Source organism: Mariprofundus sp. KV (assembly GCF_013387475.1).
Classification (GTDB): domain Bacteria; phylum Pseudomonadota; class Zetaproteobacteria; order Mariprofundales; family Mariprofundaceae; genus Mariprofundus.
In genome coordinates this window covers 167,822-186,387 of sequence record NZ_VWNB01000006.1, presented here as the reverse complement: position 1 = coordinate 186,387, position 18,566 = coordinate 167,822, and the positions used below count along the sequence as shown (strand labels likewise).

The following is an 18,566-nucleotide window of genomic DNA, read 5'->3' as shown; positions in this document are numbered from 1 at the left end:
GGTCATCTTCTTCACGTATCATGTGCAAGCCTTTTGGGTGAGAATGCCACCTGTCCTTGCACTTTACGCTACCATAAATGATTACTTATTGTTATATATCAATAGCTTGAGGGTTCTTGAGGACGATCTAAATACTCCTCCTTTTGATGGATTGGATGGCTTGGTGACATGGTTAGGATTGTCAGACCCATTTCAGTCGTCAAACTCAACAGCTATAAGTCTGAGGGTATTACCACCGGTGGTTATTACTTCATGTGAGTTGTTGGATAATGCTTTATCAATAGCACTTAACGCTCACAGTAAATTCGATCACTCCAAAGTGAGTGTGGCTGTTTTCCCTTTTCCCGGAGCTGGCCTTTCGGCTAGACAGCAAGTTTCATCTGACTTTGCATGGGCGCGCGCAAAGTCAGGGATAAGAAGCGCAGAGGCACAAGTTGACTTGGATAATGCTGATAGTGTTTTGGTGATCTTGTTGGCTGGCGCCTCAATGGTTGCTAGACAGTGGTTTTTAGACCCCTCCAAAGCACGCAATGGACGATTACTTGCAGTTCGTGAGTTTGACAAAGATTTGCGAATGATTCGACGAGCGGTATTAATGCAAAAGGATAATTCTGATGCATTCGAGAAGGGGGTGTCAGCACTACTGTTTCTGCTAGGCTTTTCTTCAATGATTCCTGTTGAAAGGGATGCTCCAGACCTTGTAGTTATGACACCTAGAGGAACGATTGTTCTGATTGAATGTACCTATAAAATTACAGATTTCGCTAGCAAAGTGGGCAAATTGATTCACAGAAAACAGTCATTGCTTAAGTCGTTAGAAGCCAGTGGTCACCATTCAAGGGTAGAGGCATGCTTGGTGTGTGCTTTGCCGAGGGAAAGCATCGGTGTAGATGTTGAAATGTTGGTGAGGCATAAGATTGTCTTAATCACCTCTGAACAACTTGAAGTATCATTTGACCGAGTCCATGTCGTTTCAGACCCAGATAAGTTGCTTGAAGATGCCTTAGCACAGCTAAATAACTATGCCACCAGAGAGCTGCCATTTCATAATTAACTTAGAATTGTTGGATTGATCAGATACGGCTCGAGTGAATTGCGGTGGCATTTTACTAAATGCACCTAATTCTTAGTGGTCGAAATTGGTCGGAGGCAGGCGTGAAGTTCTGGGGACATAAACGCAATTCTGAATAACCGGAGTTGGCAGGAGGCAGACATTAAGAGACAGGCTGAAACGAAAGAACCCCGCACTTGGCGGGGTTCTTTGCGTTCAGGTTGCGGCTGACTTAGCTGCTGGCAATCAATTGGCAGCAAGTTGGCGCAGTACGTAGTGCAGGATACCGCCGTGCTGGTAGTACTCGACCTCTTTCGGGGTGTCGATACGCACATCAACGGTGAACGATTTCACTGAACCATCCGATGCTGTGGCGGTGACATTCAGCTCTTTGGCTGAGCCATCATTGATGCCTGCGAAGTCGTAAGACTCCTGACCGGTCAGACCCAGTGATTCGGCTGATTCACCCGCTTTGAATTGCAAAGGTAAAATCCCCATGCCAACCAGATTGGAGCGGTGAATGCGCTCATAGGTCTCAGCAATCACAGCCTGTACACCCTGCAGACGCGGGCCTTTGGCCGCCCAGTCGCGTGAGGAGCCGGAGCCGTACTCTTTACCTGCAAGGATGATGGCCGGAACGGCTTCATCGATATACTTCATCGCCGCATCATAGATGCTCATCTGCAGGCCTGATGGCTGATGCAGGGTGACACCACCCTCAGTACCCGGCGCCAGTCTGTTGCGCAGGCGGATGTTGGCAAAGGTGCCACGCATCATGATCTCATGGTTACCACGGCGTGAGCCGTAGGAGTTGAAATCTTTGGCCTCTACACCGCGCTCCTGCAGGAAGCGACCGGCAGGCGAGTCGGCTTTGATCGCACCGGCTGGTGAGATGTGGTCTGTGGTGACCGAATCACCGAGCAGGGCCAGTACACGTGCACCTTTGATGTCGCTGATCGGATCAAGATCGAAGCTCATGCCTTCGAAATAGGGTGGATGCTGGATGTAGGTGGAGTCGGCATCCCATGCGAAGCGGTCACCGGTTGGCGCTGAAAGCGCCTGCCAGTTGGCATCGCCTGCATAGACGTTGCCGTAAGAGGCTTCGAACTGCTCGGCGGTGACGCATGAGGCGACCACATCGGCCACCTCTTTCTGGGTTGGCCAGATATCCTTGAGGAACAGATCTTCACCATCGCGACCTTTGCCGATCGGATCGTTATAGAGGTCGATATTCATGGTGCCGGCAATGGCGTAAGCCACAACCAGTGGCGGAGATGCCAGATAGTTCATGCGCACTTCGGCATGCACGCGGCCTTCAAAGTTGCGGTTGCCCGAGAGTACCGATGTCACCGCCAGATTACCCTCTGCAATAGCTGCGGAGACTTCCGCAGGCAGCGGCCCTGAGTTGCCGATACAGGTGGTGCAGCCATAACCGACGGTGTTAAAGCCGAGCGCATCGAGATCCTGAGAGAGGCCTGCTTTGTCGAGATATTCGGTGACCACTTTAGAGCCGGGGCCCAGTGAGGTTTTCACCCATGGCGCTGCAGTGAGGCCAAGTGCTGCCGCTTTTTTGGCGACAAGACCTGCACCGAGCATCACCGATGGGTTGGAGGTGTTGGTGCAGGAGGTGATCGCAGCGATGACCACTGCACCATCATCAATGGTCACTTCCTCGCCGTTGATGGTGGTGGCGACAGCTTTGGTAGTGATGCCCGCTTCAGCTTTTACGGCTTCAACGGTTTTCTGATAGACGGCTTTGGACTGGGTCAGTGCAATGCGATCCTGTGGACGTTTGTGACCCGCCAGTGATGGTACAACCGTAGACATATCGAGTTCGATATTCTCGCTGTAGATCGCTTCAGGGGAATCGGAGGTGCGGAACATGCCCTGCGCTTTGGCGTAGGCTTCAACGAGCGCGACATTCTCTGCGCTGCGGTTGGAGAGACGCAGGTAGTTCAGGGTCTCCTCATCAATCGGGAAGATACCGCAGGTGGCGCCATATTCAGGTGCCATGTTGGCGATGGAGGCGCGATCTGCCAGTGGCAGTGAATCCAGACCGGAACCATGGAACTCAACAAATTTACCAACTACGCCATGCTTGCGCAGCATCTCAACGATGGTGAGTACCAGATCGGTGGCGGTGGCGCCTTCCGGGATTTCACCGGTCAGTTTAAAACCGACCACTTTAGGTACCAGCATGGAGACCGGCTGGCCGAGCATGGCTGCTTCAGCTTCAATACCGCCCACACCCCAGCCGAGTACACCAAGGCCGTTGATCATGGTGGTGTGGGAGTCGGTGCCGACCAGTGTGTCGGGGTATGCCACGCCATCACTGTTTACAAATACAGTGCGGGCCAGAAACTCAAGATTCACCTGATGCACAATGCCGCAGCCCGGAGGTACTGCTTTGAATGTTTCAAAGGCGTTCTGTCCCCATTTGAGGAAGTTGTAACGCTCGCGGTTACGCTGGAATTCGATCTCGGTGTTTTTGGCGGCTGAATCAGCAGCACCAAAATTATCCACCTGTACAGAGTGATCAATCACCAGCTCGGCAGGGGCGAGAGGCTCAATTTTGCTGGTGTCACCACCGAGTGCTGCCATCGCATCGCGCATCGCAGCCAGATCGACAACAGCGGGAACGCCGGTGAAATCCTGCATCAGAACGCGTGCCGGCATGTAGGCGATCTCGTGATTGGGTTCAGCCTTCTCATCCCAGTTGGCAAGGAAATTGATATCATCAGCAGTCACATTGATGCCATCTTCGCGGCGCAACATGTTCTCCAGCAGTACCTTCATCGAGTAGGGCAGACGACTCACGTCACCTGCGGAACTCAAGCGGTAGTAGATATAGGCCTTGTTGCCGACGGCAAGGGTATCTTTGGCGTTAAAACTATTGGTCACACTATTGCTCACGAGTCACTCCTGTTGCATGAAAAAAGAGGGCGCACACTAGCGGTAGTTGGCGCTTTTCTAAAGTGCCATGGCTTTTTTTCTGCTGCAGCCAGCAGTAGCGTAACTGCCGCTGGCTTTGGGGAGGGTAAAAATGGACGTGCTAATCGCCTATCATTCTGACTATGGGAACACCAAAAAGATGGCTGATGCCATTGCGGCAGGCATGCGGGTGGCCAATCCGGCTCTCTCGGCAAAGCTGCAGACGGCAGAGGTTACATCACTGAATGATCTGGTCGCTGCCGATGTGATTGTCTTCGGCACACCGGTGCATATGGGTTCAATGGCCTGGCAGTTGAAGCAGCTGATTGACCGGGCCGGTAAACTCTGGATGGAGGGTGCACTGGAAGGAAAGGTCGCAGGTGTGTTTGCTACCGGTGGTGGTTTCGGCGGTGGCGGTGGTGGCGTGGAGACAACCATGATTGCGCTGCACTCCAACTTTATGGAGCACGGACTGATCACGGTAGGCTTCCCGAAATCGCTGCCTGGTTATGCCGATGGCGGATTGCAGTGGGGTCCGTATGGCCGCAGTGGCAATCATGAAGGGATGCCGGGATCGGTCTCCGAAGGCGCACTGGCTGCGGCGCGCAGCTACGGTGCACATCTGGCTGAGGTGGCGGCTAAACTCCTCGATTAAAATGCCTTTCACGCCTTGTTTAGACACAGATTGACGCAGATAAACACAGATAAACACAGATAAACACAGATAAACACAGATAAACACAGATAAACACAGATAAACACAGATAAACACTTTCTCTGTGGTTCGCTACTGGATCAGGAACAGTTTCCCTAATGTTGGCAAGGCATGTTCAAAACGATTCAGAATCCGCGTTCACAAGGTGAATTGCGCTTGCGCAAGAGAGGGTGTCCTGAGGCATCTGCGTTAACTTCTGGTTTCAATGGTTGATGAAACGTGCTCTAAAAATCCGGGGCAGGTTTAATTCATCGACAGATCGCTTGCTCTGCTGCGTTTGGCCTCATAGATACGTACAGGGATCGTTTCACCGAAGATTTTCGCAGGCATGCCGATAGCCACCATTTTGTGCCCTTTGTTGCGATAGAGCTGGCTGATCTTCTGTTTGGCATCGACCAGATCGGCATACGATTTTCCAGCACCGATATAGGGCTGCAATAACTTTTGGATCGCCGCTGTTGTCACCAAAGAGTTGCCATAAATCTCAAAGCTACTGATATTGAATGAGCCCTGTCGTGTATCCAGAACCGGAGTGACAGCCACCTCTTCAGCGGCCTCTTTGGCTGCACTGGCTTTGGCCGCCGCAGCTTTAGCTTTCTCAGCTTTGACCTTCTCAATTTTGGCTCTGGTAGCGTTAGCCTTCTCCGCCTTGGCGATGTTCACGGCGGCTCTATCTTTGGCGGCCGCCTCGTTGGCTTTTGCCATTTCAGGGTTGGCTGCTTTCACTGTGGTTGCGGTAGCTTTCAACTCAGGCTTGGCCGCGCTCTTGGCTACAGCTTTTACCTTCTCTTCAGGTGCAGTCGTTTCCAGTACTGTGTCAGCAGATTTAACTTTTGGTGATGGGCTGTTTGCAGCGATTGCCTCTTTCGCATCGCTGTCTGGGGAGGCCTCTGACTTGGCTTTCTGCATGACCGGTTTTTTAATCTCGGCGGTGGCTACTTCTGCTGTTTCAGATAGCTCGTCCTCTGCTAACAGGCTCTCAACGGTTGCTGTGCTTTTCTGCAGATCTGCTGGTGCGCCACTTTCTGCTTCTACTGTGAGTTCAGGCTCTGGCTCAGGGAGCACAACAACGGCGGGTTTCTCTACCGGATCCAGTTTGATGGCATAAGTCCTGGGCTTCTTCGAGCTGGCTGCTTCTGATTCAGCGGCAGGTTTGGTGATGTTTTCAGGTTGTACAGCACTCTCCGCTTTGGCTGACTGCTGAGGATAGGCGTCGATATCATCCTCGAAAATCTTCACCTCCAGGAGGCCCGCTTCACCCGGAGTTGGGACGGCGACGGCCACGCCATCGAGATCATGGCTGCGATAGAGCTTGATCACTGCATGGCGGATGCTGAACAGGTCATCACGCGACCGGCTCTCACCGATAAATCGTTGCAGCGATTTTTCAATGGTTTCAACTGGCAGCAGCAGGTTGCCGGTGACTTCAAAGCTGGTGATGGCGAAGCTCTCGTCAGCCGGTTCTGCTGCTGCAGTGGTTGTAGCTGTTGCGCTCACATCTGCAGTAGTGGCTTCAGTCGGTAATTCCAGCGCCTCCTCAGCCATCGGCTCGCCTGCTTCTGCGCTCTCCGGCGTGGTGCTCTGCGCTGCGACTGTTTCAGTGGTTGTGCCAGCCTCATCCGCAGTCGTTTGCGCTTGAGTCATGGCTGCAGATTCTGGCATGTCAGTGGTCTCTGCTTCAGTTGCCTGCAGGCTGAATGGCAGGCTAAGACTAAGCAGGGCGGGGATCAGGCGATGCAGTAAGCTGTTCATAGTTCACTCTCCGGTTGGCACCGTCTCCAACATTGGCAGCGGTGCCGGTTCAATCATCAGCGCAAAATTGTCCCTTGTCTGCCCTGAACTTCCGTGTTTGAGGTCACGTTCGTGGCTTCAGGCGGTTTCACGATTATGAAAGTCCAGTTGCGAACTGCCGTTGTCGTGGCTGATGCGGCTCCAGCAGCAGTAGGGCATGGCCAGATGGCGGGTGGTGGCGATGGGGGCGTTGAGCGCGTGGGCGATCAGCATGCGCATGCTGCCGGAGTGGGTAACCAGCAGCAGCTGTTTGCCATCATGGCTCTGGCAAATTTCAGACCACCACGCATTCAGGCGGGCCAGCAGCTCTTCGGGGGATTCACCACCGGGTGGGCGCATGCCCTGGGGGTTATTGCGCCACTGTGCAAGGGTTTCGGGATATTCAGCTTGTAGCTGCGGGATGGTTTTTCCCTCCCACTCACCGTAGTGAATCTCGGCAACGCGTGGTTCGATGATGCATTCAATGCCAACTGCGGCTGCCCACGCTTTAGCCGGTTCTGCACAGCGGATCAGGGGTGAGGTGATGATGGCATCCACCTCTCTCTGCAGATGAGACCAGACGCTATCCATGCTGCTTCGACCAGCCGCCGTGAGCGGATCATCCACCCGACCTCGATATTTGACGCCACCTTCAAGTGCCCCGTGACGGAGTATATTTATTGTAAGCATTGGCTCTCCATCTATACCAATAGTTCAATTGCGGGCTAAAAAACGACAATCATGTGGTTTTTCAGTTCTTCATTACCCCATAATGCGCTATGGTGCCCCGCAGAACGAGAAAAGGAAGGATGTGCTGTGAGTGATGATTTCGACCTGAATGACCCGACCAATATCGAAGGCATGCAACATGTGCGTGGCCTGCTTGAATATATCGGTGAAGATGTGAATCGCGAAGGGCTGCAGGAGACTCCGGCACGTGTCCTCTCTGCCATGCATGAGCACTTTTCAGGTTACAAGGAAGATCCACGCGAACATCTGGAGAAGACCTTTGAAGAGGTTGAAGGTTACGATGAGGTGGTGCTGGTCTCCGATATTGCTGTGCACAGCCACTGCGAGCATCACATGGTGCCATTCGTAGGCAAGGCGCATGTTGCCTATATTCCACGCGGCCGTGTGGTTGGTCTATCCAAACTTGCCCGTGTGGTTGAAGGTTACTCCAAACGTCTGCAGGTGCAGGAGAAGCTCACCATGCAGATCGCCAATGCCATTGAAGAGGTGCTCGATCCCAAGGGTGTGGCGGTGATTATCCAGTGTCAGCACTTCTGCATGTGCCATCGTGGTGTGCTCAAGCCCAACTCCTGGACTACCACCTCCAAACTGACCGGAGCATTCATGAACAACCCCTCCTCACGCCTTGAGCTCTTCCAGCTTATCGGCATGAATAAATCTGAGGGTTAACTTTCTTACCTGTTGTTTAACAGGTTTATGACGTGAGCCACTGGAGTAAAAACACAGCGCCGGTGATCAGGCCGAGGCAGATCACACAAACTGCCAGAAGTTTCAGCGCCATGGTTTTATCCATTAAAATTCCCGCTCATCAATAAAATTGAATGTCCGCTTGAGTCGACAACCCAAGGCGGACGTTCAGATTAACCTGCGTGACGATGGTAGAGTAGTTTGTTGCGGTACTCTTGCGGGTCTTTGGTCTGGGTCATGGCCCCTCCACGAGGGAAGAGGGCATCATAAAGACGGGAGACCCAGAAGCGCAGGGCACCGAGCCTGAGCAGTAGCGGCAGTGCTTCGTGCTCCTCCTCCTGCAGTGGGCGCAGGGACTCATAACCGGCCATGAATGCCTTGATGCGTGACGCATCCTGATCAGAGAGTTGAACAGCCTGGGCATTGAGGGTGATGGCGATATCCATCGCATAGGGGGCTGTGTGGGCGTAGTAGAAGTCGATAATGCCGGAGGCTTTGTTGCCCTCAAAGAGAATATTATCCACGAACAGATCACCATGGATCACGCCACGAGGCAGTGACTCCCAGGCGCATGAGTTTTGAAAATCGAGTTCATCCTGCAGAAGTTGTGCGGCATCTGCGCCATAAGTCTCACGCGTGCCGTCAACAACTGCTGCGATATGCTCACCCAGCCATGCCATGCCGGTCGGGTTTTCACGCGATTCGTCAAAGTCGGCACCTGCCAGATGCAGTTGCGCCAGTGCGCGACCTGAAGAGGTCAGTTGCTCTTCGTTCAGTTCATCGAGTGTGCGGCCTGAAAGGCATGAGACAATACAGCCCTGTTTGCCGTGAATCTCGAAGAGCAGTGAACCATCGTTGCGCTGCATCACATCCGGGCATGCCAGTTTATTGTGGGCCAGATGACGCATCAGGCGCATGAAGTAGGGGAGCTCTGTCGCATTCATGCGCTCAAAGATCGTGAGTACAAAGCGGGCAGCGTTGTCGTGCCCTTCGGTCGTGACAAAGAAATTACTGTTCTCAATGCCGGCAGCAATGCCTTCAAAACTGGCCAGTTCGCCCAGCTTATAATCGGCGAGAATGGCGGAGATGTCGGATGCGGAGAGTTCTGTGTAGACGGACATGGGGCGGAATCCTAGCGGATGGCCTGAGCAAAAGTCATCTGCTCTATAAAAGGCTGTAAATAACAGGTTTTTTTGGCATGAAAATTGCGACATGCCGGGTTTGAAGCAGATATCGGGATGCTGGATGACCTGTTGGCCGGGCTTGAGGCCGAGGTTAAACAGCAGCGATCAGAGGGACGGGCAGTATGACATTACGAAAGAAAAGTTTCTGGTTCACAGCCATTATCTCATTTGTACTGATTGTGCTGTTCTCCATTGTCACCATTAAATCATTCAACTATTTCAGCCTCAATACTATCCGCGAGCAGGGGCGCATGGCTGCGGATATGCTGCGTATCACACTGACTGAGCAGATGCGAACAGGTGTGATCAGTGAGCGCGAGATGCTGGTCAAGCGCATGAGTACGATTCCCGGCCTTGTTGATGTACGGGTGCTGCGCGGGGAGCCGGTGATTCACCAGTTCGGCCCCGGCATTGATGGTGAGAAGCCCAAGCTTGATATGGAGAAGCGGGTATTGGCGACCGGCAAGTGGGAAGAGGATGTGGTTCGCCACAATGATTCATCTATCTATCGGATTACCATCCCCTATATCGCCAGCAGTACCGGTGAACTGAACTGTATGCAGTGTCACGATGTGCCTGAAGGGAGTATCAATGGTGCGGTCACGCTCGGTTTTTCGCTGGAGGAGTTGGAGCGTTCAGAGCTGCTTGCCATTGCACCGATTGTCGTGTTGCTGTTGATGTTTGCGCTCTCGCTCGGTTATTTTCTTAAGCGGCTGTTCAGGTCGATTGTGGATACGGCTGAGAGTATGAAGAGTGTTGTGGGTAACGCCCAGATGGGTGATTTTAGCGGCCGTATCAGCTCCACCACCAGCGATGAGATCGGTGATATTGCCCATCAGACCAACAGCCTGATGGATACGCTCGAGCAGAGCATGGGCAAGATCTCTACATCGATCGGCTCACTCGGTGATTTCAGTCATCAGGGCAGTGGCCAGAATCTGCTGACCCATACCGTGCATGTGGTTGACGAGATGGTGGGTGCTGCCCGTTTTAAGCAGGCGGTGGAGAATGATCTCGATCTGGAAGAGATATTTATCCGCATTCGCCGTGTGATGAGCGATCACTTTGGTCTGCGCCGTTTTACCCTCTATCGCATTGAGGGCGATAATCAGATGATGAAACCTGTCTTTGTTGAGGGTGTGGATCGCGATGGTGAGCTCTGGTGTGACCAGGAGATTCTGGCCTGTTCAGAGTCGTGCCGGGCCAAACGCACTGCTGCCTGTGTCTCGAGCATCAATTCCCCGCATATCTGCACCCGCTACGCAGGTGGTGCCAGAGGTGATGATTTTGCACATATCTGTATCCCGATGATGCTCTCAGGACGTGTTGGCGGCGTGCTGCAGATGGTGCTTTCTGAGGAGGAGCTGAAGAAACATCCCGATATCGAGCAGACAGCGAGTATCTATCTCAATGAAGCGGCACCTGTGATTGAGGCGCGTCAGCTGATGCAGTCGCTCAAGGATACCGCCATGCGTGATCCGATGACCGGCCTCTACAATCGCCGCTTCCTTGAGGATTATGTCGATGTGCTGGCGGCCACCACTGTTCGTCAGGGAACAACGCTGGGCGTACTGATGGTGGATGTGGATTTCTTTAAGCAGGTCAATGACACCTACGGCCATGATGTTGGTGATCAGGTGATCAAAGGGTTGGCTGAACTGCTGAAAGAGCAGGTGCGCGGCTCTGATATGGCGATTCGCTTTGGTGGTGAAGAGTTTATGGTGCTGCTGCCTGACACGGATGCGGAGGGCTGCATGTTGCTGGCTGAGCGGATTCGTAAAACAATGGAGTCCACACAGTTCCAGACGCCGCAGGGGGCTCTGACCAAAACCCTCTCCGTCGGTATCGCTCTCTTCCCCGGTGCGAAAAATGAGGGTTTCTGGGCAACTGTGAAATTTGCCGATATCGCCCTCTATCAGGCCAAGGAGCAGGGGCGCAATCGCACACTGATGTTTAATGCTTCGATGTGGGATGAAAACGGCGAGTACTGATTCAATCTGTTGAACGTCGATTGCTCCTTTGTCGGCTTCATCTTGCCTGGAGAAATGCAGTGTTGCTAAACATTGTTCCCATGCAGGAGAGCGGCTAGCGTTCGTCTCCTTTATGACACGGGAATTATATGGATAAAATTATCATTCAGGGTGGCAATGTGCTGTCCGGAACTATCGAAGCCAGCGGCGCGAAAAATGCGGCGCTGCCACTTCTTGCCGCCTCGATTCTTGTTGACGGCCCGGTGACCTATCACCGCATTCCACATCTGAAAGATATCTCGACGATGATGACGCTGCTGGCGTGGCAGGGGGCGGAGGTCTCTTATGATGACCAGTACTGTCTGCATGTTGATACGCGTCCGGCCACCAAATCCGAGGCGCCGTATGAGCTGGTGAAAACCATGCGCGCATCATCGCTGGTGCTGGGGCCACTGCTGGCCCGTTTCGGTGAGGCGCGAGTGAGTCTGCCCGGCGGCTGTGCCATTGGTGCGCGGCCGATCGACATGCATCTGAAAGGGCTTGAGGCGATGGGTGCGGAGATTGAGGTGGAGCAGGGTGATATTATTGCCCGCGCACCCGATGGTCTGCATGGTGCGCACATCGTGTTTGATCAGGTGACGGTGACAGGAACTGAAAACCTCATGATGGCCGCTGTGCTGGCGACAGGCAAAACCACACTTGATAATGCGGCAAGAGAGCCGGAGATCGTGAATCTGGCTGATTCACTGCGTGGTCTTGGCGCCAAGATTCAGGGTGATGGCAGCAACTGCATCACCATTGAGGGCGTGGCGCGGCTAGAGGGCGGTGAGATGACCACCATTGGTGACCGTATCGAGGCTGCGACCTATCTGGCTGCAGGTTTGATTACCGGTGGCGATGTAACCGTGACCCGGATTGACCCTGTCATGCTGGAGGCTTTTCTGGCTCGTGTTCGTGATACCGGCGCACTTGTTGAGACCGGTGAGGACTATATCCGTTGCAAGGCGCAGGGGCGTATGAAAGCGGTGGATATTCACACCCTGCCGCATCCCGGCTTCCCGACCGATCTGCAGGCTCAGTTTATGGCGCTGATGACGCTGGCCGATGGCACAACGGTGGTGCGTGAGACGATCTTTGAAAATCGCTTTATGCATGTGCAGGAGCTGGCCCGTATGGGGGCGAAGATCAGGCTTGATGGCAATATGGCGATCGTCACCGGGCGTGAAAAGATCTCCGGGGCTCCGGTGATGGCTACCGATCTGCGCGCCTCTGCATCACTGGTGCTGGCAGGACTGGCCGCTGAAGGTGAAACCACCATATCCCGCGTCTACCATATTGATCGCGGTTATGAACGCATTGAAGAGAAGTTAAGTAAGCTTGGCGCTCAGATTGAGCGGCACAGCGCCAGTGAAAACTGGATGCAGGGAGCACGACTGGATGCCTGATACACGACCACTGACCATTGCCCTTTCCAAAGGGCGCATTCTGGAGCAGACACTGCCGCTGCTTGAGGCAGCAGGACTGACACCGCATGAGGATGTGCAGAAGACCCGTAAACTGATGGTGGACGGCGATGTCGACGGCACACCTGTACGCTTTTTGATTATCCGTGCTGCTGATGTCTGTACCTATGTGGAGCAGGGGGCTGCTGATATTGGCGTGGCCGGACGCGATTCACTGTTGGAGTATCGTCCGCATGTCTACGAACCGCTTGATCTGGGTATCGGCCGCTGTCGACTCTGTGTCTGTGGCCCCAAAGCGTTGGTGGAGGCCGGGCCTGCTGAGCGCGGCAGCCGTATTCGCGTAGCTACCAAATATGATCAACTGGCGATTGAGTATTTTCAGTCTCAGGGCGTGCAGGCGGAGATTATTCATCTCTACGGCTCAATGGAGCTGGCGCCGCTGGTAGGCATGGCCGAGCGTATTGTTGATCTGGTTGAGACCGGTAGCACCTTAAAGGCCAACGGTCTGGTGGAGGAGGTCACGCTGTGTGACATCTCCAGTCGCCTGATTGTCAATCCGGCCAGCTTTGCTACGCGCAAGGCTCAGGTTCAACCCATTATTGAAAAACTGCGTCTGGCTGTGGAAGCCAGGGATAAGGGATAAGTTATGAGTAAGATTCTTCGATTGGATTCACAGCAGGATGGCTTCGCCGAGAAGCTGGATGCACTGCTATCACGCGAGGCAGATACCGGTGCTGACGTGCAGGATCTGGTGGCGGCTATTCTTGCCGATGTGAAGGCACGCGGAAATGCCGCACTGTGTGACTATACCGAGCGTTTTGATGGCTGGGCATGCACAGGTGAAACCATTGAGATCAGCCGCGCACGCATGGAACAGGCGTGGAATGCGGTATCGGATATGGATCGCGAATCGCTGCAGCTGGCGACGGATCGTATCCGCGCTTACCACGAAAAGCAGCAGCAGGATGACTGGGAGTATACCGATGAGGTCGGCATGACCCTCGGCCAGCGTATTACGCCGCTGGATCGTGTGGGGCTTTATGTGCCCGGTGGCAAGGCTGCCTACCCTTCATCGGTATTGATGAATGCTGTACCTGCCGTGGTGGCCGGTGTGCAAGAGATTGTCATGGTGGTGCCAACCCCCGGTGGCGAGATCAATGAACTGGTACTGGCCGCAGCCTATGTCTCAGGTGTACAGCGCGGTTTTGCTGTCGGTGGAGCCCAGGCAGTGGCAGCGCTGGCTTACGGTACCGAAACCATTCCGGCTGTGGACAAGATTGTCGGGCCGGGCAATAAGTTTGTAGCAGCAGCCAAACGTCAGGTGTTCGGCACCTGTGGCATCGATATGATTGCCGGCCCCTCCGAGATCGTGGTGGTGGCTGATGGTGGTAATCCGGCCTGGATTGCAGCTGATTTCCTTTCCCAGGCTGAACATGACGAGGCGGCACAGAGCATTCTGATCTCTACCGATGCACACCTGCTGACGCAGGTGGCACAATCGATTGAGGCACACTTGCAGGTGTTGCCACGGGCCAGGATCGCACGCGCCTCTGTTGAGACGCATGGCGCACTGATTCTTGTTAAGGATTGGGCCGAGGCTGCGGATGTGGTCAATGTGATTGCACCGGAGCATCTGGAACTGGCACTGGAGAATCCCGATGAAATTCTTCCGAGTATCAGGCATGCAGGCGCTATCTTTATCGGCCACTTTGTGCCTGAAGCACTGGGTGATTATATCGCAGGCCCGAACCATGTATTGCCAACCAACCGTACGGCGCGTTTCTCTTCGCCGCTGGGTCTTTATGATTTCCAGAAGCGCAGCAGTGTGATCCGCGCTACCCGTGCAGCGGTGCAGGCGATCGGCCCGGCTGCGGCTCACCTTGCTCATCGCGAAGGTCTGCAGGCGCATGCCCTGACCCTTGAACTGCGCCTGAAAGAGAAAGGATAATGATGCTGCTAGCCGAACAGCGGAGCGCAATCTCCACAGGCACGGGTGGTTTCCGGTGATTCGTAGTGATATCAAAGCGCTGTCGGCATACCACGTGCCTGATAGCAGCGGCATGATCAAGCTCGATGCTATGGAGAATCCGTTTTCCATGCCGGATGATCTGCGCAAGAGGTGGGTTAAACGACTGGCTGAAGTGGATGTGAATCGTTATCCCGATGCCGGGATGCTCGCGCTGCGTACAAAGATTGCCGAACATGAGGGTGTAAAGCCTGAGCAGGTGCTGCTCGGCAATGGTTCGGATGAGATCATTCAGATGCTCCTTATCGCCACGGTGCCTGGCACCTGCGTGGTGCCAGGGCCAACATTCGTGATGTATAATCTGGTCTCGCAGTGGTTGAAACGACCGGTGGCAACCGTGCCTCTGGCAGATGATTTCACCATGAATGAGGAGCACTTTCTGCAGGTGTGTGCGCGTGAAAAGGCTGAGATAGCATTTCTGGCCTGCCCGAACAATCCGACCGGCAATCTCTGGCGGCAGGAGCGGATTGAGAAGATCGCCAGGGGGATGGGGGGCATGCTGGTCATTGATGAGGCGTATGGCCCCTTCTCTGAGCGCACCCACAACTACCTTATTGCAGCCAATGTGATGGTTCTGAAAACCTTCTCCAAGGTGGGCTGGGCAGGTCTGCGCATGGGCTATCTGCTTGGTGATGCCGATGTGATTGCGCAGCTGAACAAGGTGCGTATGCCCTATAACATCAATGCGCTGACCCAGGCTTCTGCAAATTTTCTGCTTGATCACTTTGCGGTGTTTGAGGCGCAGGTGGCGGAGCTTCGTGATGAGCGTGAGCGTATGGCTGCAGCACTGGCTGAATTTGATGGCATTGAAGTTTTTCCGTCACAGGCAAATTTCCTTCTGGTCAGGGTGAACGATGCCAACGCTGTATTCGACGCACTTAAGAGGGCGGGAATTTTAATTAAGAATATGCACGGTTCTGATAGGCTTCTGGTCAATTGCCTGCGTATCACCATTGGCAGCAGAGATGAAAACAGTGCGCTACTGGCGGCACTCCGGGAGATTCAGTTATGAGTCGCAATGCATCAATAGAACGCGCAACCAAAGAGACCTCGATCCGCTTGAGTCTTGATCTGGATGGAACAGGCAAGGCGGAGCTGAACTCTTCGATCCCGTTTCTGGATCACATGCTCGAGCAGATTGCCCGTCATGGCCTGATTGATCTGAGTGTGGATGCCAAAGGCGATCGCGAGATTGATGACCATCACACGGTGGAGGATATCGGTATCTGCCTCGGTGAAGCTCTGCGTGATGCCATTGGTGATAAAGCCGGTATCATCCGCTACGGTCATGCCTATGTGCCGCTGGATGAGGCGCTTTCACGCGTTGTGCTCGACTTCTCAGGTCGCCCCGGCCTCGAATATAATATCGACTTCCCGAAAGAGACGGTTGGCGGTTTTGATATCGACCTGTTCAAGGAGTTCTTCCAGGCGGTGAGTAATCATGGTCGCATTACGCTGCATATCGATGCGCTTCGTGGTGACAACAACCACCACATTATCGAGACAGTATTCAAGGCCTTCGGTCGTGCACTGCGCATGGCTGTAGAGTCGGATCCGCGCCAGAGCGGAATCCCATCGACAAAAGGAGCTCTGTAACCACAAAGATACAAAGGCACAAAGTGTACTATGTCTATCTTTGTGTCTCTGTGGCTTCGAGGTGAGTAATTTCTTATGATTGGATTGATAAACTATGGTATGGGTAATCTGCACTCGGTAGCCAAGGCGCTGGAGAAGGCGGGCGGTGAGGTTGAGCTGGTCACTGAAGCTGAATCACTGAAAAACTATGATCGTATCGTGCTGCCCGGTGTGGGTGCTTTTCGTGACTGTATCGCGGCCCTGAAAGAGAGTGGCCTCGATGTTGCCATCAAGGATGAGATTGCTACAGGTAAGCCGTTCCTTGGTATCTGCCTCGGTATGCAGGTATTGATGGATTACTCGCTTGAGTTCGGTCGTCATAAGGGGTTGGGGCTGATTCCCGGTGCAGTGACACACTTTCCTGAAGATCATGCTGCGCGTGGCTATAAAATTCCGCATATGGGCTGGAATGATGTGATCTTCTCATCTGAGAAGCCGCAGCATCCGGTGCTGGCACCGCTGGCAGGTCAGCAGGTCTATTATGTCCACTCCTACTGCTGCATGCCTGAAAACCCGGATCATCTGTTGGCCGCCTGCTCCTATGGTGATTACCCGTTTGCGGCCGCAGTAGGTCGCGACAATATTGTAGCAGTGCAGTTTCACCCTGAAAAAAGCCAGAGCGCAGGCCTGGCGATGATGGAGGCATTCCTGCAATGGAATCCGTAAACACCAAAACAGAAGCCAATCAATTTGAATTAATTCCCGCCATTGACCTGAAAGGGGGGCACTGCGTACGTCTGAAGCAGGGGCGTATGGATGATGCCACCGTTTATGGCGATGATCCGGGTGCTATGGCTGCACACTGGCAGTCACTCGGGGCCAAACGTCTGCATGTGGTTGATCTCGATGGCGCTTTTGCCGGCAAACCGGCCAACCGCGAAGCGATCCGTGCGATCTGTGCACAGATGCATATTCCGGTACAGCTTGGTGGTGGTCTGCGTGATCTGGCCATGATTGAAGGCACGCTGAATCTCGGTGTGGATCGTGTGATCCTAGGCTCTATTGCTGTAGCCAATCCGGCGCTGGTTGAGGAGGCGTGCAAGGCGTTTCCCGGCCAGATCTGTGTCGGTATCGATGCCAAAGGTGGCATGGTGGCTGTGCATGGCTGGGATGATGTTACCGATGTCACGGCTGTTGATCTGGCACTCAAGTTTGAAGATGCCGGCGTATCATCGATTATTTATACGGATATCGCCCGCGACGGCATGATGACCGGCCCCAATATTGAGGAGACGGTGAATCTGGCTAAAGCGATCTCGATTCCCGTGATTGTCTCCGGTGGCGTATCGAAAATGGATGATGTCATTGCCTGTGCCAAACATGTGGATGATGGCATATGCGGCGCCATCACCGGTCGTGCCATCTACGAAAACACTATCGACTTCGCTGCTGCAATGGAGCTGTTGAAATGAACACGCTTTCACCACTAAGGCACAGAGGCACAAAGAGTTACAATATTAAAATGATTTTCTTCGAGCCTTCGTGCCTTCGTGCCTTCGTGGTTCATTCTAATGCTCAGTAAAAGAATAATTCCCTGTCTGGATGTGGCACACGGGCGTGTGGTTAAAGGTGTGCAGTTTGTAGATATTATCGATGCCGGTGATCCGGTTGAAGCTGCCATCAAATATGATCAGCAGGGGGCAGACGAGCTCTGCTTTCTCGATATCCGTGCCAGCCACGAGAGCCGCGATACGCTCTACCATATGGTTACCGAGGTGGCCGAACATGTGTTTATGCCGCTTACCGTTGGTGGTGGTGTGAAGGCTCTCTCCGATATTGAGAATCTGCTGCATGCCGGTGCCGATAAGGTCTCGATCAATACCGCCGCGATCTTTACCCCTGAACTGGTCAAAGAGGCTGCTGAACGTTTCGGCTCTTCAACGATTGTTGTGGCCGTTGATGCCAAATCTGTCGGTGATCACTGGGAGTGTTTTACCCACGGCGGCAGAAAACCGACCGGCATCAATGCCGTAGAGTGGGCCAAGCGTATGTCTGACTACGGTGCCGGTGAGATTCTGCTCACCAGCATGGATGCTGATGGCACCAAAAATGGCTATGACATTCCGCTGACACGTGCGGTCTCTGATGCGATCAGTGCCAATGTGGTGGCATCCGGTGGTGTGGGTACGCTTGAGCATATGGCCGAAGGATTGAAGGCCGGTGGTGCTGATGCGGTGCTGGCCGCCTCTATCTTCCATTTCGGCACCTTTACGATTGCCGAAACCAAGGCTTATCTGGCCAAACAGGGGATTCCTGTTCGCAATTGATTCATGACATGAAAGCCTTCATGCTTCATCAATGGATATTTACCGGAGAGGCATACATCTGCACTGATGTGGCTGTTAATTCGGGCTTTTTCTAAAGCCCTTCTTTTGAGAGGAAGA

16 protein-coding genes are annotated in these 18,566 nt (G+C 53.6%); 12 read left to right on the top strand and 4 right to left on the bottom strand.

Features of this window, described 5'->3' with window-relative positions; genetic code table 11:
- The coding region (locus tag F3F93_RS06745; RefSeq protein ID WP_176958400.1) for a hypothetical protein at positions 1-1,054 on the top strand (1,054 nt) is incomplete at its 5' end.
- Positions 1,055-1,297: 243 nt separating this feature from the next.
- Here F3F93_RS06745 and acnA read toward each other — a convergent pair.
- Complete coding sequence (acnA, locus tag F3F93_RS06740) at positions 1,298-3,952, bottom strand: aconitate hydratase AcnA (protein WP_176958414.1); 2,655 nt, start codon at positions 3,950-3,952, stop codon at positions 1,298-1,300.
- Between the two features lie 142 nt (positions 3,953-4,094).
- Here acnA and F3F93_RS06735 point away from each other — a divergent pair, with 142 nt between their 5' ends.
- Positions 4,095-4,637 carry an NAD(P)H-dependent oxidoreductase gene (locus F3F93_RS06735; RefSeq protein WP_176958399.1) on the top strand — a complete coding sequence of 181 codons (543 nt, stop codon included), beginning with the start codon at positions 4,095-4,097 and terminating at the stop codon, positions 4,635-4,637.
- Between the two features lie 303 nt (positions 4,638-4,940).
- Here F3F93_RS06735 and F3F93_RS06730 read toward each other — a convergent pair whose 3' ends face one another.
- Both F3F93_RS06730 and F3F93_RS06725 read right to left on the bottom strand, forming a co-directional pair.
- Positions 4,941-6,449, bottom strand: coding sequence for a POTRA domain-containing protein (locus F3F93_RS06730; RefSeq protein ID WP_176958398.1), 1,509 nt, complete (start codon positions 6,447-6,449; stop codon positions 4,941-4,943).
- 117 nt (positions 6,450-6,566) lie between these two features.
- A complete protein-coding gene (locus F3F93_RS06725) occupies positions 6,567-7,157 on the bottom strand; it encodes a histidine phosphatase family protein (protein ID WP_176958397.1) in 591 nt (196 codons plus the stop codon).
- A 126-nt stretch (positions 7,158-7,283) separates the two neighbouring features.
- Here F3F93_RS06725 and folE point away from each other — a divergent pair, with 126 nt between their 5' ends.
- Positions 7,284-7,886: a GTP cyclohydrolase I FolE gene (gene folE / locus F3F93_RS06720; RefSeq protein WP_176958396.1), complete on the top strand. Its 603-nt coding sequence runs from the start codon at positions 7,284-7,286 to the stop codon at positions 7,884-7,886.
- Between the two features lie 191 nt (positions 7,887-8,077).
- Here folE and F3F93_RS06715 read toward each other — a convergent pair whose 3' ends face one another.
- Positions 8,078-9,025 carry a homoserine kinase gene (locus tag F3F93_RS06715; RefSeq protein WP_176958395.1) on the bottom strand — a complete coding sequence of 316 codons (948 nt, stop codon included), beginning with the start codon at positions 9,023-9,025 and terminating at the stop codon, positions 8,078-8,080.
- Positions 9,026-9,210: 185 nt separating this feature from the next.
- On the opposite strand from F3F93_RS06715, the gene F3F93_RS06710 reads away from it, so the two are divergent.
- From F3F93_RS06710 to hisF, 9 genes are all read left to right on the top strand, one after another.
- Positions 9,211-11,079, top strand: a complete 1,869-nt coding sequence (locus F3F93_RS06710; RefSeq protein ID WP_176958394.1) for a diguanylate cyclase — start codon at positions 9,211-9,213, stop codon at positions 11,077-11,079.
- Positions 11,080-11,207: 128 nt separating this feature from the next.
- Positions 11,208-12,503, top strand: a complete 1,296-nt coding sequence (murA, locus tag F3F93_RS06705) for a UDP-N-acetylglucosamine 1-carboxyvinyltransferase (RefSeq protein WP_176958393.1) — start codon at positions 11,208-11,210, stop codon at positions 12,501-12,503.
- Entirely contained in the window at positions 12,496-13,164 is a 669-nt protein-coding gene (gene hisG, locus F3F93_RS06700; RefSeq protein WP_176958392.1) for an ATP phosphoribosyltransferase, read from the top strand. Before murA ends, hisG begins: the two co-directional genes overlap by 8 nt.
- Positions 13,165-13,167: 3 nt before the next feature.
- A complete protein-coding gene (gene hisD / locus F3F93_RS06695; protein WP_176958391.1) occupies positions 13,168-14,469 on the top strand; it encodes a histidinol dehydrogenase in 1,302 nt (433 codons plus the stop codon).
- 55 nt (positions 14,470-14,524) lie between these two features.
- Positions 14,525-15,559, top strand: a complete 1,035-nt coding sequence (gene hisC, locus F3F93_RS06690) for a histidinol-phosphate transaminase (RefSeq protein ID WP_176958390.1) — start codon at positions 14,525-14,527, stop codon at positions 15,557-15,559.
- Positions 15,556-16,143: an imidazoleglycerol-phosphate dehydratase HisB gene (gene hisB / locus F3F93_RS06685; RefSeq protein ID WP_176958389.1), complete on the top strand. Its 588-nt coding sequence runs from the start codon at positions 15,556-15,558 to the stop codon at positions 16,141-16,143. Before hisC ends, hisB begins: the two co-directional genes overlap by 4 nt.
- 75 nt (positions 16,144-16,218) lie before the next feature.
- Positions 16,219-16,848, top strand: a complete 630-nt coding sequence (gene hisH / locus F3F93_RS06680) for an imidazole glycerol phosphate synthase subunit HisH (protein WP_176958388.1) — start codon at positions 16,219-16,221, stop codon at positions 16,846-16,848.
- Positions 16,836-17,594, top strand: a complete 759-nt coding sequence (gene hisA / locus F3F93_RS06675) for a 1-(5-phosphoribosyl)-5-[(5-phosphoribosylamino)methylideneamino]imidazole-4-carboxamide isomerase (protein WP_176958387.1) — start codon at positions 16,836-16,838, stop codon at positions 17,592-17,594. Before hisH ends, hisA begins: the two co-directional genes overlap by 13 nt.
- Before the next feature lie 99 nt (positions 17,595-17,693).
- Positions 17,694-18,449, top strand: a complete 756-nt coding sequence (gene hisF / locus F3F93_RS06670; RefSeq protein ID WP_176958386.1) for an imidazole glycerol phosphate synthase subunit HisF — start codon at positions 17,694-17,696, stop codon at positions 18,447-18,449.
- Positions 18,450-18,566 lie beyond the last annotated feature (117 nt).

What these genes read in the sequence shown, in the direction of transcription:
- F3F93_RS06735 (WP_176958399.1), top strand. Translation starts at nt 4,095, where the DNA reads ATGGACGTGCTAATCGCCTATCATTCTGACTATGGGAACACCAAAAAG.
- F3F93_RS06730 (WP_176958398.1), bottom strand. Translation starts at nt 6,449, where the DNA reads ATGAACAGCTTACTGCATCGCCTGATCCCCGCCCTGCTTAGTCTTAGC.
- F3F93_RS06725 (WP_176958397.1), bottom strand. Translation starts at nt 7,157, where the DNA reads ATGCTTACAATAAATATACTCCGTCACGGGGCACTTGAAGGTGGCGTC.
- F3F93_RS06715 (WP_176958395.1), bottom strand. Translation starts at nt 9,025, where the DNA reads ATGTCCGTCTACACAGAACTCTCCGCATCCGACATCTCCGCCATTCTC.
- F3F93_RS06710 (WP_176958394.1), top strand. Translation starts at nt 9,211, where the DNA reads ATGACATTACGAAAGAAAAGTTTCTGGTTCACAGCCATTATCTCATTT.
- murA (WP_176958393.1), top strand. Translation starts at nt 11,208, where the DNA reads ATGGATAAAATTATCATTCAGGGTGGCAATGTGCTGTCCGGAACTATC.
- hisG (WP_176958392.1), top strand. Translation starts at nt 12,496, where the DNA reads ATGCCTGATACACGACCACTGACCATTGCCCTTTCCAAAGGGCGCATT.
- hisD (WP_176958391.1), top strand. Translation starts at nt 13,168, where the DNA reads ATGAGTAAGATTCTTCGATTGGATTCACAGCAGGATGGCTTCGCCGAG.
- hisB (WP_176958389.1), top strand. Translation starts at nt 15,556, where the DNA reads ATGAGTCGCAATGCATCAATAGAACGCGCAACCAAAGAGACCTCGATC.
- hisH (WP_176958388.1), top strand. Translation starts at nt 16,219, where the DNA reads ATGATTGGATTGATAAACTATGGTATGGGTAATCTGCACTCGGTAGCC.
- hisA (WP_176958387.1), top strand. Translation starts at nt 16,836, where the DNA reads ATGGAATCCGTAAACACCAAAACAGAAGCCAATCAATTTGAATTAATT.
- hisF (WP_176958386.1), top strand. Translation starts at nt 17,694, where the DNA reads ATGCTCAGTAAAAGAATAATTCCCTGTCTGGATGTGGCACACGGGCGT.